The sequence below is a fragment of the Pseudarthrobacter sp. CC12 genome, assembly GCF_039907755.1.
Taxonomy (GTDB): Bacteria; Actinomycetota; Actinomycetes; order Actinomycetales; family Micrococcaceae; genus Arthrobacter; species Arthrobacter niigatensis.
The window spans coordinates 1-14,152 of sequence record NZ_JARDJH010000055.1; the positions used below are offsets into that span (position 1 = coordinate 1).

General features: G+C 64.7%; 13 protein-coding genes. 11 read left to right on the forward strand and 2 right to left on the reverse strand.

The annotated features are described in order from the left end of the window. The 4 genes from PV772_RS21965 to PV772_RS21980 form a co-directional block, all read left to right on the forward strand. On the forward strand, window positions 1–426 hold a 426-nt coding region (locus PV772_RS21965), incomplete at its 5' end, for a rhodanese-like domain-containing protein (protein WP_347887556.1). Window positions 427–531: 105 nt separating this feature from the next. Further along, window positions 532–804, forward strand: a complete 273-nt coding sequence (locus PV772_RS21970; protein WP_139030518.1) for an SHOCT domain-containing protein — start codon at window positions 532–534, stop codon at window positions 802–804. Next, window positions 801–2,291 carry a multicopper oxidase family protein gene (locus PV772_RS21975; RefSeq protein WP_347887557.1) on the forward strand — a complete coding sequence of 497 codons (1,491 nt, stop codon included), beginning with the start codon at window positions 801–803 and terminating at the stop codon, window positions 2,289–2,291. The genes PV772_RS21970 and PV772_RS21975 overlap by 4 nt, the downstream gene beginning before the upstream one ends. A gap of 291 nt (window positions 2,292–2,582) precedes the next feature. Next, on the forward strand, window positions 2,583–3,791 hold the full coding sequence (locus PV772_RS21980) for an MFS transporter (RefSeq protein WP_347887577.1): 1,209 nt from the start codon (window positions 2,583–2,585) through the stop codon (window positions 3,789–3,791). A 101-nt stretch (window positions 3,792–3,892) separates the two neighbouring features. Here PV772_RS21980 and PV772_RS21985 read toward each other — a convergent pair whose 3' ends face one another. Both PV772_RS21985 and PV772_RS21990 read right to left on the reverse strand, forming a co-directional pair. Beyond that, the gene (locus tag PV772_RS21985) at window positions 3,893–4,504 is read right to left on the reverse strand and encodes a recombinase family protein (RefSeq protein ID WP_347887558.1); all 612 of its coding nucleotides are present in this window, start codon (window positions 4,502–4,504) and stop codon (window positions 3,893–3,895) included. A 565-nt stretch (window positions 4,505–5,069) separates the two neighbouring features. Further along, window positions 5,070–6,191, reverse strand: a complete 1,122-nt coding sequence (locus tag PV772_RS21990; RefSeq protein WP_310258593.1) for an alcohol dehydrogenase catalytic domain-containing protein — start codon at window positions 6,189–6,191, stop codon at window positions 5,070–5,072. A gap of 168 nt (window positions 6,192–6,359) precedes the next feature. On the opposite strand from PV772_RS21990, the gene PV772_RS21995 reads away from it, so the two are divergent. From PV772_RS21995 to arsA, 7 genes are all read left to right on the forward strand, one after another. Next, window positions 6,360–6,950 (forward strand): TetR/AcrR family transcriptional regulator, encoded by a 591-nt coding sequence (locus PV772_RS21995; RefSeq protein WP_310258591.1) that lies wholly within the window; start codon window positions 6,360–6,362, stop codon window positions 6,948–6,950. 260 nt (window positions 6,951–7,210) lie between these two features. Further along, window positions 7,211–8,899 (forward strand): Mu transposase C-terminal domain-containing protein, encoded by a 1,689-nt coding sequence (locus tag PV772_RS22000; RefSeq protein ID WP_139030513.1) that lies wholly within the window; start codon window positions 7,211–7,213, stop codon window positions 8,897–8,899. Between the two features lie 2 nt (window positions 8,900–8,901). Continuing rightward, entirely contained in the window at window positions 8,902–9,810 is a 909-nt protein-coding gene (locus PV772_RS22005) for a TniB family NTP-binding protein (RefSeq protein ID WP_139030514.1), read from the forward strand. Next, window positions 9,807–11,009, forward strand: coding sequence for a TniQ family protein (locus PV772_RS22010; RefSeq protein WP_139030515.1), 1,203 nt, complete (start codon window positions 9,807–9,809; stop codon window positions 11,007–11,009). Before PV772_RS22005 ends, PV772_RS22010 begins: the two co-directional genes overlap by 4 nt. Before the next feature lie 100 nt (window positions 11,010–11,109). Continuing rightward, window positions 11,110–11,724, forward strand: a complete 615-nt coding sequence (locus tag PV772_RS22015) for a recombinase family protein (protein WP_347887578.1) — start codon at window positions 11,110–11,112, stop codon at window positions 11,722–11,724. Window positions 11,725–11,948: 224 nt separating this feature from the next. Beyond that, entirely contained in the window at window positions 11,949–12,344 is a 396-nt protein-coding gene (gene arsD / locus PV772_RS22020) for an arsenite efflux transporter metallochaperone ArsD (protein ID WP_347887559.1), read from the forward strand. Window positions 12,345–12,352: 8 nt separating this feature from the next. Then, on the forward strand, window positions 12,353–14,116 hold the full coding sequence (arsA, locus tag PV772_RS22025) for an arsenical pump-driving ATPase (RefSeq protein ID WP_347887560.1): 1,764 nt from the start codon (window positions 12,353–12,355) through the stop codon (window positions 14,114–14,116). The last annotated feature ends 36 nt before the right edge of the window (window positions 14,117–14,152 follow it).

The window sequence follows — 14,152 nt, forward strand, 5'->3', positions numbered from 1 at the left end:
CTGGTGCTCCTGGCCAACGACCAGGACCAGGCCATGGACATGTGGGACCACCTGGTCCGCGTGGGCATCGACAACGTCGCCGGCTACGTCACCAGCATCGACGGGCTGCCCACCTTCACCCCCAAGCTGATCCAGCCCGAAGAACTCGACGGGTTCGACACCGCCATGGTCCTGGATGTCCGCAACCGCACCGAGCACACCGCCGGGCACGTGCCCGGCTCATACCAGCTCAGCGGCGGCCGCGCCATGTGGCACCTGGATGAACTCCCCGCCGAGGGCACCATCGTAAGCTACTGCCAGTCCGGGGTGCGGAACTCCGTCGCGGCCAGCGCCCTGCGCCGGGCGGGGTACGACGTCGTCGAACTCGACGGCAGCTACGCCGCCTGGGACGCCTGGCACAACTCCCGCCAGTCAGCCAAGGCCTAGGACCACCGCCCCCGCACGGCCCCCTGAGAACGCACGGTCAGGCACGGCCTCGCCGTGCACGACAAGAGACTCGCCGTGCATGACAAGAAATAAGGAAACCCTTTGATGATGAACGGCTTTGATATGGGCGGGATGGGGCTAGCCTGGATCTTCTGGATCCTGCTGATCGCCGGCGTGATCCTGCTCGCAGTGGTGCTGGTCAAAGCCTTCACCCGCAACGCCGGCGGCAACGCCCCCACCGATGGGCAAGGACCACCACGGCCGGGTGCGGGCCCTGCCCGGGCCCGGGAGATCCTTGAGGAGCGTTACGCCCGCGGGGAGATCAGCACCGAAGAATACCAGGAACGGCGTCGGATGCTGGAGGAGGACGGGCGGTGAGGCCGCTGACACGCCGCCAGCTGCTGGCACTGGGTGCGGCCGGGGCCGGCGCCACGGCTGTCGGCGGCGCCGGGCTGTGGTTGACCACCGGCCCCGGCCCCGGATCCGGACACACCGGGGGTCAGGACCTGACCGAACCCCAGGTGCTGGCCAGCCGCGACCGGGTGCTGGAACTGGACCTGACCGCCGCGCCGGCACGGGTCCAGGTCGGCGGGCAGGAGGCCAACGTCCAGGCATTCAACGGCTCCCTGCCCGGGCCGACCCTGCGGGTCCGCGCGGGCGACACCATCCGGATCACCATGCGCAACGGGCTGCAGGCTCCCACGAACCTGCACGTGCACGGACTGCACGTCTCCCCCCAGAGCAACAGCGACAACCCCTTCGTCAGCATTGACCCGGGCGGGTCCTTCGACTACGAGTTCACCCTGCCCGGCGCCCACCCGCCGGGCACCTACTGGTACCACCCCCACCGCCACGGGCACGTCGCCGACCAGGTCGCCGCCGGCCTCTACGGCGCCATCGTGGTGGAGGACCCCGACGCGGTCCCGGTCACCCGGGAAAGGGTAATGGTGGTCTCCGACCTGTCCCTTGACGCCAATGGCAACCTTGCCCAGCCGGACCAGATGCAGCAGATGATGGGACGTGAAGGGCAGATCGTCCTGGTCAACGGCCAGCTCCGCCCGCAACTGCGCGCCGCGCCCGGAGAACGGGAGCGGTGGCGGATCATCAACGCCTGCCCCTCCCGCTACCTGCGCCTAGCACTAGACGGACAGCAGCTGCGGCTGCTCAGCCGGGACCTCGGACGCCTGACGGTCCCCGAGGACGTCACCGAAGTGGTTCTCGCCCCCGGCAACCGCGTAGAGCTGCTCGTGGAAACCCGCGACGGATCCTCCACCCTCACAGCGGCACCCGTGGACCGCGGCAGCATGAACGCCATGATGGGGGGTGGCAACCAATCCGCTAGTGGCCCGGTCGACCTGCTCTCCCTGGCCGTGTCGGGAAGCGCGGGCACTGACCCCGGGCCCGTGCCCGAAGGCCGGCCCCTGCGCGATCTGCGGAACGAACCGGTTACAGCCGCCCGCACCCTGAACTTCGCCATGGGCATGAACGCAAACACGGGCATGAACAGAAACATGGGCTCGGGCACGGGGATGGGCAGCATGATGGCCTTCACCATCAACGGGCGGAAGTTTGATCCCGAACGGGTCGACGAGACGGCAGCGGCCGGGACCGTGGAGGAGTGGACCCTGACCAACTCCAGCCCCATGGACCACCCCATCCACCTGCACGTATGGCCCATGCAGGTCATCCAGGACGGCGACCGCGACGTAACCAAACCCACCTGGCAGGACGTGGTCAACGTCCCCGCCCGCAGCCGGGTGAAAGTCCGGGTAGCCTTCAACGACTTCCCCGGCCGCACCGTGATCCACTGCCACATCCTGGACCACGAAGACCAAGGCATGATGGCCACCGTCCAAGCCCGCTGACCAGCCAGCGACCGGGCGAAAAACCCCATCACCGCAACACATGGCTCTGCAACCGTTGACTCTGGACCTCCGGTGTGGCGATGCGGGACGGGCCGGTGCAGGTGCGTTCAGAATCAACCGGCTCCGGGCGGGTGAACGGCCCGCTCCACTGAGGGCACCGCCGTCGGATCAGCCCGATGCCCGCACCCCTAAGACCGACAGGACCCGCCAGTGATCTCAGGCAACACCCGCCGGCAGCCTCGAACGACAGAGGCCATCACGCTGGGACTGCGGCAGAACCTGGCCCAGTTCATGCTCCTCGTCGCCGTCAACGCCCTCGTGGGCGGCACCCTCGGCCAGGAACGCACCGTCCTGCCGCTGCTCGCCGAAAAGGTCTTCCACCTCGATGAGTACACGTCCGCGCTGACGTACATCCTGGCGTTCGGCTTGGCCAAGGCCGTCACGAACTACTTCGCCGGAACCTTCTCGGACCGGTATGGCCGCAAACCGGTCCTGGTCGCGGGCTGGCTCATCGCCCTCCCGGTCCCGGTCCTGCTGATCTACGGGCCATCCTGGGGCTGGATCGTCGCAGCCAACGTGGTTCTGGGCTTCAGCCAGGGCCTGACCTGGTCCACCACCGTGATGATGAAAATGGACCTCGTCGGCCCCGAACGCCGCGGCCTGGCCATGGGGCTGAACGAAGCAGCCGGCTACCTCGGCGTCGCCGGCACCGCACTGGCCACCGGTTACGTTGCCGCCACCTTCGGGCTCCGTCCAGGGCCGTTCCTGCTCGGCGCTGCCTTCATCGCAGTCGGCCTCGGCCTGTCCGTGCTGACCATCCGCGAAACACACCACCACGCCAAGGCCGAAGCCGCCGCCCATGTCCCGGTCCACGCCGGCAGCCAGGCTGGGCTGAGCAACCGTTCCGTCTTCACGCTGACCAGCTTCCGTGACAGGTCCCTGTCCTCCGTCAGCCAGGCCGGGATGGTGAACAACCTCAACGATGGATTGGCCTGGGGCCTGTTCCCTGTCCTGTTCGCCGCCGCAGGGCTCAGCATCGAACGCGTCGGCATCCTCGCCGCCGCCTACCCGGCCGTCTGGGGCGCCGGGCAGCTGGTCACCGGCGCGCTCTCGGACCGGACCGGGCGCAAACCACTGATTGCCGGCGGCATGCTCGTCCAAGCCCTGGCGCTGGGCATGGTTGCCTTCGGGAATGACTTTCGAAGTTGGCTTGCCGCCGCCGTCCTGCTCGGTGCCGGCACCGCCATGGTCTACCCCACGCTGCTTGCAGCGATCGGCGACGTCGCCCACCCCGAATGGCGGGCACGTTCAGTCGGCATCTACCGGCTGTGGCGCGATGGCGGGTTTGCCGTCGGCGCCCTGCTCTCGGGACTCATCGCCGACGCCTACGGCATCCCGGCAGCCGTATTGACCGTCGCCGGCCTGACTGCGCTCTCCGGCTTCATCGTGGTCATTCGCATGCGCCCCGCTGACCACATATCCAGCCGCCCCACAGGCTGACCCAGAGAGTATTAGGACAGCGGCGGGGGACAAGTAGCCGCCCCACGGCGCTGAACCATAGGCTTAGGCCCCTTCCCGTTTCCCATTCACTGCCCGGCAGACTATCTGGAAAAAAGTTTCTCACCGTCCGGACGCAGTTCCCCTGTGGGTGAGACGTGCCGGTACAGGGTCTGGCGGGTGATCCCGAGTTCGGTGCAGAGGTCGCTGACTTTGGTTCCAGGCTGGCCCATTGACGCCAAGGCGAGACGAAGCTTCGCCGGGGTCATCTTGTAAGGACGTCCGCCATTGCGGCCACGCGCTCGTGCCGAGGCCAGCCCGGCCAGGGTGCGCTCGGAAATGAGTTCGCGTTCGAACTCGGCGAGGGCGGCGAAGATGCCGAAGACGAGTTTTCCGGAGGCGGTGGTGGTGTCGATGGCGGCGCCCTGCCCGGTGAGTACCTTCAGTCCGATGCCCCGTTCGGTCAGGTCGTGGACGATGTTGACCAGGTGCCGCAGATCCCGGCCCAGCCGGTCGAGTTTCCAGACAACCAACGTGTCGCCGCGGCGCATGGCTTTGAGGCAGGCAGCCAACTGGGGCCGGTCATCTTTCTTCCCGGAGGCCCTGTCTTCATAAAGAGAGCCAGTGTCGATGCCGACGGCCAGAAGCGCGTCGCGCTGCAGGTCTGTGGACTGCGAGCCGTCGGCCTTGGAGACCCGCATATATCCGACCAGCACCACGGTTCTCCTCTGTGATTTATACGCTCGTTAAAGTGACAACCCGATCGTAACTCTTAGCGAATCCAAAGTTCGTCACATAACTCGTTGTGACTGTTAACTGAGAATGGCGGTTTTTTCACAGCTCCGTTTGGCGGTTTCGAACCGTTCGCCTGTGGATTTTCCGCTCCTTGGCCAGCTGGGGTCTGCGATCGGTCTTGAGCTAGTCGAAAATGGGAGCGGTGACCCGCCGCCGCCCAGTACCGTGCAGACAACTGCCGCCATGATGAGCGGCGCTGCTGTCCGGGGCTCCGTCCTTGGCAACGTCTGATTTGGTGGTAAAGATCGTCATGTGGTGGTAGTCCCTAAAGGTCGATCTACGGGGTCGGCAGCTGGCGGAGCTCGTATCTGGACTCGTTGGCCCGCACCAAAATTAGTGGTCTGCCCCGTCGTCTCCCCACGGTTTTGAAACTCTGACGATGGCCCGATGGCTGGATGAGACTCCTGGCGTCGAAAACGGCTGACGACGCGCCATCGCGCTGTTTTGTGACCCGCACTGGGGGCGGGATATTCGTGTTCCTTCTGCTCAGTTCTGGATGAGGGCGGGGCGGTGCAGGACGAGTTTGGTGGCGTGTTGGGCGTACGCGGTGGGGGCGTCGTCGAAGTCGGCTAGGTGGCTGGTGACTCTTTCGGCGGGGAAGTTGTTGTGGTGGACCCAGTTCAGGAGTTCGGGCAGGACGGCGCGGGGGTGGGAGACGCCCAGATGCAGGGTGATGTCGTTGGCGTACATGTGCATCAGGGGGATTCCGGTGTTGGTGCCGACGTAATAGCCGACTGCTGTGCAGATCCCGCCGGGGGCGGTGGCGCGGATGGCATGGCGGATGCCGGCGGTGCTGCTGGAGGCCTCGACGACGATGTCGTAGGCGGGCCCGGGAATGGCGGATCTCTTGGGGCGCTGATGGGCGTTGGCTCCGAGGGAATCTGCAACCTCAAGGCGCCGGTGGCTGGTATCGACGTAGTCGATGACCGAAGCGCCGTGTGCGACGGCCAGGCCTGCTGCATAAAGGCCGATCGACTTAGCGCCGCCGCCCACTACCAGGACCTTCGCGTCGGGTCGGGCCTTCAGGTGCGGGACGATGGTTCGCCACGCGTCGGAAAGGTTGTCACTGGCTGCGGCGACCCGCAGCGGGTCGAGCCCATCGGGAAGCGGGACAAGCATGTGGTCGGCAAATGGGACCCGAAACAGGTCCGAGACCATGCCTCCGTAGGGGCCGCTTGCCGGTCCGAACCCGTACGCGGCGAGTGTGCGTCCGTCGCGGACAGTGGTGCATTTGGAGGTCAGGCCGCGGCGGCACGTCTCGCACCGACCACATGAGACCGACCAGGGCACCACAACTTTGTCGCCGGCCCTGATGCCCTTCACGTCCGAACCGGTTTCGACGACTTCTGCGATCGCTTCGTGTCCGATGGCGAATGGTCCTTGGAATGGCACGGCACCGCAGATGCTTCCCACAGCGGGGTCGATCAATCCGGCCTTCAACCCGGCCTGCATCGCCCGCGAGACGCGGTGGTGGATCGGCAGGGTGTCACCGTCGCAGCGGCTAACGACGATCGGACGCACGATCGCGTCTCCGCCACTGATCACTTCCGGGTTGTCTCGTTCAATCCAGTCCAGCTTGCCGGTGCTGAGGAAGTTCAACTCGCGCATATGAGATCCGTTCTTTGGGGATTCGTGTTGAGGAGATTCGTTACGTCTGGTGCTCCGTGAACCTGGTGCAGGGAGCGGGCATGGCAGCTCCTATGACGATTGATATATAACGACTGTCATATACACTAGGTGAGCGAATGTTGGCGTGACAAATCGAGGAGGCGAAGCATGTCCGTGACGGGTTCCCGAGAGCGGATGGTTCTGGGAGCGGCTGATCTTCTGAGTCGGCTCGGGCTGGGCGCGACCAGCATGAGGGAACTGGCCAAGCATGCCGGGACCCCGCTCGGATCCACGTATCACTATTTCCCGGGCGGCAAGCGCCAGCTGGCGCGTGAAGCTGTCGAGTTCGCCGGTGCTCAGGTGGCGGGAACACTTGGTTCCGCACTGAAGGCAGGTCCGGCTGAGGGGCTCGACGCGTTCTTGTCCGTTTGGCGCGGGATTCTGGAGAAAAGCAGTTTCGACGCTGGGTGTCCGGTGCTATCGGTTGCGGTGACCGAACCTCGTGACGGCGATTCGGGGGAAGCCGTAGCCGCTGCGTCGGCGGTGTTCGCGGATTGGTGCGGGCTCCTGGCGAGTAGCCTGCGTGAGGCCGGTGTTGCACGGAACCGGGCCGATGAGCTCTCGATCCTCATCGTCTGCGCCGTTGAGGGGTCCGTCGCGCTGTGCCGAGCCTCGGGAACCGCTGAAGCACTTGATCAGGTCGGCGCGACCCTGAGCGACTTGATTCGCGCATCGCTTCCGCAGGAGGCGGGGAAATGACGTCCCCGGCTTGAACCTGGCTTTTCATCGTTGATTTCGCCACCGTGTGGCACCCCACAGCCAACCGGACGCGTGTTCATAAACGACCGTATTTGCTACAACCCAGCCGACTCATTTGTCATTTTCCATACTCGCGTGCACAGCGGGCAGCCTGTTTTCGCGGTTGTGCAGGCGGGTGTTGAGCACTGGTTTTTCCGTACTCCTCTGCACTAGGGTCGTTTTTGCTTACTACTCCTCTGCACGCCGAGGGAGGTGTCGGAGTGGATGCGGAATCGGCGCCGATTCGTGAGCCGGGAACGTTGACGATGCCGGATGTTCTCTGGGATCGGACGAAGTCGGTTTCGGCCGTGATCGGGCCCTTGGCTGCGCGCACGGTTGTTGGCAGGGCAGCGGTTGATGCTGCGGCCGCGGCGTTGGGCGTATCGCGGCGCCAGGTGTACGTGCTGATCAGACGCCATCGCGGTGGTTCTGGTTTGTTGACGGATTTGGCTCCTAGCCGTTCCTCCGGAGGGAAAGGGACTGTACGGCTGTCAGAGGAGGTCGAAGACCTCGTCCGGGTGATGGTGCGGAAGCAGTTCCTGACGCGGCAGAGGCGGACTTTGGCGGTGGTGTATCGGGATATTGCTGCGGCCTGCCGCGCACGGCAGCTTCCTGTCCCGGCCCGTAACACGGTGGAACGGCGAATCCGGGCGTTGAATCCGGTTGAGGTAGGCCGGCGCAGGGGAGGGCCCGATGCGGTGCGGCCGCTGCAGTCTGCTGGGGACGAGGTGCCGGTCGTCGGCACGATTTTGGAGCGGGTGCAGATCGACCACACGGTCATCGACGTGGTCGTTGTTGACGAGCGGGAGCGGCGACCGATTGGTCGTCCGTATTTGACTGTTGCGATCGATGTTTACAGTCGGTGCATCATAGGCATGGTTGTGACTCTGGAGGCGCCCTCCGCGGTGTCGGTCGGGCTGTGCCTGGCGCATGCCGGGACTGACAAAAGACCATGGCTTGAAGGTCTGGGTATTGATGCGGGGTGGCCCATGAGCGGGAAGCCGAGACTGCTTTACCTAGATAATGCCAGCGAATTCAAGAGCGAGGCGCTCCGGCGAGGATGCGATCAGCACGGTATCGAGCTGGCCTACCGTCCGCTGGGCCGGCCTCATTATGGCGGGATCGTGGAACGCCTGATCGGCACTGCCATGAAGCAGATTCACGAACTTCCCGGGACCACCTTTTCCAACCCCAGCGAACGGGGCCGTTATGACTCGGACCGAGAGGCGGCGTTGACCCTGCGTGAGCTGGAGAAATGGATGGCCCTTGCCGTCACCAGCTACCACGGCACCATGCACAGCATGCTGGGGCAGACGCCGGCTGGACGGTGGGCAGAAGGGGCGGCGGTGACGGGGCGGCCGCCGGTTGCCACGAACCCGACAGCGTTCCTTGTCGATTTCCTTCCCGTCGTGCGGCGTACCCTGACGAGGACGGGTTTCGTCATCGACCATGTCCACTATTTCTCGAATGCGCTGAAACCGTGGATCAGCCGGCGCGAAACGCTTGGGCCGTTCCTCATCCGCCGGGATCCCAGGGACATCAGCAGAATCTGGGTGTTGGAACCGGAGGGGGCTCACTATGTGGAGGTTCCTTACCGGACGATGGCTAACCCGTCTGTGAGCCTGTGGGAGCACCGGCACGCCTTGGCGCGGCTACACGAGCGCGGCGTAGCGCAAGTGGATGAGGCGGCGTTGTTCCGCACGATCGGGCAAATGCGGGAGATCGCAAGAACTGCCTCGAAGACTACCAAGCGCATGCGCCGCGACGCCGAGCGCCGCAATGCAGTGACGCCGCGTCGGGCCGGGACACCGGCCCCATTACTCCCGCCGGAAGCCACTGCTGAGCAGGCATCGGACACGGTCGCGGATGCGGCCCGGGTGCCGCTTTTCGATCAGATCGAGCAGTGGTGACCATGCCCGAGTACGAGGCACCGGAGTTGTCCCACCTGCACCCGGGTGTGCGGGACGCGGCACGGTTGCCTGCGAACGAGCGGGTTGAATTGATTCGCGCCGACCGGTGGATCGGCTACCCGCGCGCGGTGGAAGCGGTGACCCGCCTGGAGTCCCTGCTGTCCTGGCCGGACAAACAGCGGATGCCGAACCTGTTGCTGATCGGGCCGACGAACAACGGCAAGTCGATGATCGTGGAAAAGTTTCGCCGGGGGCACCCGGCCGTGGCCGAGCCAGAGCGGGAAAGCATTCCGGTGTTGTGCGTGCAGATGCCGTCTGAGCCTTCCGTGCTGCGCTTCTACATCGCGCTCCTGGCGGCGCTTGGGGCGCCTCTTCAACCACGGCGGCGCCTGGCTGACGTGGAGCAGATCTCGCTGAAACTGCTGCGCTTAACGGGCGTGCGCATGCTCGTCATCGACGAGCTGCACAATGTCCTCGCCGGACAGGGCAACAGCCGCCGGGAGTTCCTCAATCTCCTGCGATTCCTGGGCAACGAGCTGCGCATCCCGATCGTCGGCGTTGGCACCCGGGAGGCATATCTTGCGGTTCGTTCCGATGATCAGCTGGAGAACCGGTTTGAACCCATCGTCCTTCCCTTGTGGAACACCGGGGCGGACACCCTGTCGTTGTTGGCCAGCTTCGCGGCCGCCCTGCCCCTGCAGCGCCCCTCGGACATTGCTACCGCCGATATGGCGCAGTACTTGCTCGCCCGAAGTGAGGGAACCATTGGCGAACTCGCCCGGCTCTTGACGACCGCGGCGATCGCCGCGGTGGAAAGCGGTGAAGAGCGCATCAATCGCCGCACCCTGGTCATGGCCGACTATGCAGGACCCACGGAACGGCGCCGCTTGTTCGAACGCGAACTGATGTGAGACCCCCGGAGCGCTGGCCCCTGCATCCGGCACCTGCAGCAACGGAGTCGTTATCCTCCTGGCTGCGGCGGACAGCCGCCAGCTACGGCATGTACTCCCACCAGCTGCTCGAACACGGACTCGGTCACCGGGAACTCAACGACGCTGAGCTGGATCTGAACCCGCCACCGCACCTGCTCGACGAACTCGCCAAACGCGCGGGCCTCGACCAGCGCCGCGTAAGCGCCATGACCATGGCTGCCTGGGTGCCATGGCTCTTCGACTCCCTCACCCCTGTACCCGACACCTACGAAACTTACGTGCACCAGTTCTCGCTGCTCCTGCCACCCGGGCGCCGCATTGTTTATGCTCCTCGAAACTGGGTTCCCTGGCTCTCAACAAGCGGGATCAGACTGGGATGCCGCGAATGCCTGGAGTCCGGCCCGACGATACTGCTCTTCTGGCAACTGCCGCTCATGGCCAGCTGCCCGGCACATCGGCGCAGGTTGGAGACATACGAAGGACACCCCGCGGACTACATCAGGTGGGCAACTCCCGCCGATGACCAGCGGGAACTTCCGGAATCGCTAATCGTCCTGGACCGCCGCACCTGGCAGGCAATAACTACAGGGTTCGTGGACCTTCCCGGGCGCTCGGTGCACGCCGGGGTATGGTTTCGGCTGCTGCGGACCCTGCTGGATGAACTCACCACGGCCCAGGGACGATACGGCCGGCAGCTGGAGGACGTGCGGCGGGTCTGGGACCACTGCGGCCACCCGTTCCGAGCCGGCCTGCACTCATGGCAACCGTTCGAGACCCTCCACTGGACCCGACAGCAGCAACTGCTCGAAGCCGCTGCCGCCGCGATGGAAATGATCGAAGACGGCTCTTTGACAGCCCTCGGTACCTCCGGGCACCTTCTGCGTCCCGAACCGAAGGCACCGATCAGCGATGGAACCCCGCCGGGATCACTGACAGGCGCCGCCGGTGCACAGAAGCAGCCGACACTGGACGAGCTCTGGAACCAGGTGACCACAACCCTGGACACGTGCATCGCAGCAGCCAAAACGGATCCCGTGGTCGCGAAGCACCTCTTCGACTTCGCACGCTGCGGGTGCCGCAGTGAAGAATCCCTCCGCGGTCTTCGGGACACCTTCGCCGAGCTTCAGATACCCCTCGACTTTCTGTCACAAACAGAAGGAGGTAGACCCTTTGCCTGACGTAGAATAAGTAACGGATTAAGTGACATCTTTCCAGTTCGCATCGGAAGGGAATCCTGCCGTCACTTAAACGAACGTATACGTGACGGAGGGAGTGGCCATGCTGGTTGGGTACATGCGCGTCTCAAAGGCGGACGGATCCCAGACCACGAACCTGCAGCACGACGCGCTCCTGGCCGCCGGCATCGACACTGGCTCGCTCTACGAAGACAAGGCCTCCGGGAAAAAGGACGACCGGCCCCAACTGGCCGCCTGCCTCAAAGCCCTGCGTCACGGCGACACCTTGGTGGTCTGGAAGCTGGACCGACTCGGCCGGGACCTGAGACACCTGGTCAACATCGTCCATGATCTGACCGAACGCGGCATCGGACTCAAGGTTCTCACCGGGCAGGGCGCCGCCATCGACACCACCACAGCGTCCGGCAAGCTCGTCTTCGGAATCTTCGCCGCCCTCGCCGAATTCGAACGCGAATTGATCTCGGAACGAACCCTCGCCGGCCTCGCCTCGGCGCGTGCCCGCGGTCGCAAGGGCGGACGCCCCTACAAGATGACCCCGGCCAAACTCCGGCTCGCCATGGCCTCCATGGGCAAACCGGAAACCAAAGTTGGCGATCTCTGCGCCGAACTCGGAATCACCCGCCAGACTCTGTATCGACACGTATCGCCGGCGGGTGAGCTGCGTCCGGACGGGGTCAGATTGTTGGCCAGGGCCTAGACCGACTGGGCGTAGGTCTTTTAGCGAACCGACTCTTCCTCGGAAAGTAACGGTCGTAGTTAAGATCACCTCCCTTTGCCCTTTCATGCATCGACGATCATCGATATGCTTGGAGGAAGGTTCCACCCATTTGGGGGCGTCCGTGCCGGAGCGACCGCATGAATGAGTGGGATTCTGTGTTTCGGTATCGAATCGAACCACCGCGAAAAGCCAAGGAGAACGACGTGCCTGCTATCCGAATCTATGAATCCGCTCTTTGCTGTGACACCGGCGTGTGCGGCCCTGACGTGGACCAGTCCTTGGTGGAGGTGACTGCGGATGTGCGTCACCTCCAGAGCCTCGGTGTGGACATTGCCCGGCACAACCTTGCCAGCGAACCAACAGCGTTCGCAGCGGACGAGACGGTCCGCGGCTTCATGCACCTGGTCGGATCCAAGGGCCTTCCGCTCACTATCGTCGATGGCGTCACGGTCGCCACCGGTAACTACCCCAGCAGGGGGCAGTTGCTGACTTTCGCCGGGCTGGGCGAACCCGGTGTCGAGCAGCAGTCCCGCCCGGACCTCGGGCTTACCGAAAACACCTCCGGTGGCTGCTGCGGCGGCTCCGCGAGCTGCGGCTAGGTTCTGACGTGAAGTTTCTTGAGAACACGCCCCGGTTCCTGTTCTTTACCGGCAAGGGCGGTGTGGGCAAGACGTCCGTGGCTTGCGCGACAGCCCTCACGCTCGCCAGGGCCGGTAAGAAGGTCCTGCTGGTCAGCACCGACCCTGCATCCAACGTGGGACAGGTCTTCGGCATGACCATCGGGAACACCGTCACGCCCATCCAGGATGTGCCTGGCCTGTCGGCACTGGAAATTGACCCGGAGCAGGCCGCCGAGGCCTACCGGGAGCGGATCATCGCGCCCGTCCGGGGCCTGCTGCCCGAATCTGAACTGGTCGGCATCGCCGAGAGCCTCTCGGGCTCCTGCACCACGGAGATCGCCTCGTTCGATGAGTTCACCAACCTGCTCGCCGACGACAAGTCCTACGGGGAGTATGACCACATCGTCTTCGACACCGCCCCGACAGGCCATACCATCAGGCTTCTTCAGCTTCCTGGTTCGTGGACCGATTTCCTCGCAGCCGGCAAGGGAGACCCCTCTTGCCTGGGCCCGTTGTCCGGACTGGAGAAGCACAAGCAGGTGTACGCCAAGGCGGTCCAGGCCCTCACTGACCCGGCGAGGACCCGGCTTGTCCTGGTCAGCCGCGCGCAGACATCATCACTGACAGAAATTGAGCGGACCTATCTCGAACTCAACCAGATCGGGATCGGCGGCGGTTATGTCGTCGTCAACGGTGTCCTGCCGGAGACGGCAGGGGACGAGGACTTGGCGCAGGCGTTGCGCGCCCGGGAGGCTGCCGCCATCGCGGCCATTCCTGAGGCGGTCGCTTCACTTCCGCGCGACATATTGGATCTGAAGCCGGGCAACATGGTCGGCATTCCGGCACTTGAGTCCCTGTTTACGGCCACTTCCGGCGCGGACATCAGCGATGCCGGCGCGCTGGACGCCGAGGTTGAGGACGCCCCGCTGGCCGCGCTGGTGAACGAAGTGGAGCTTAATGGCCATGGCCTGGTGATGTGCATGGGCAAAGGCGGGGTCGGGAAGACCACTGTCGCTGCCGCGATTGCGGTCGCTCTGGCCAAACGCGGGCATGCGGTGCACCTGACGACGACGGATCCCGCGGCGCACCTCACCGAGACACTTCATGGTTCCATTCCGGGCCTGACGGTCTCCCGCATCGATCCGGAAGCGGCTATCGAGGAATATCGCAGCCACGTGATGGAGACCAAGGGCCGGAACCTGGACGACGACGGTCGTGCGGCCCTTGCCGAGGACCTGTTGTCCCCGTGCACCGACGAGGTGGCCGTGTTCCGCCAATTCTCCAAGGTAGTCCAGGAATCCCGCCGGCACTTTGTCGTGATCGACACGGCACCGACCGGCCACACACTGCTGCTCCTGGACGCCACCGGTTCGTACCACCGTGAGATCGCACGCCAGGTCGGCGACACCATGGGATTCGTGACGCCGCTGATGCGACTTCAGGACCCGGTGCAGACCAAGGTCGTTCTCGTCACGCTGGCCGAAACGACACCGGTGCTGGAAGCCGAAGAACTGCAGGGTGACCTGAAGAGGGCTGGTATCCATCCGTGGGCCTGGGTCATCAATAACTCGATTGCGGCCGCGCACCCGCAGACGCCGTTCCTCCAGGCCCGCGCCGCGAGCGAAATGGAACAGATCGCGAAAGTGCACACCCTGACGGACCGGGTAGCGCTCATACCGCTGCTGCCCGAAGAACCCACCGGTGAAGAGAAGTTGTCGGCTCTGACTGCACTCAGCTCCCAGCCGGCTTGAGGCGGATCGCAGCCCCCGCCGACGTTTGGCGGGGGC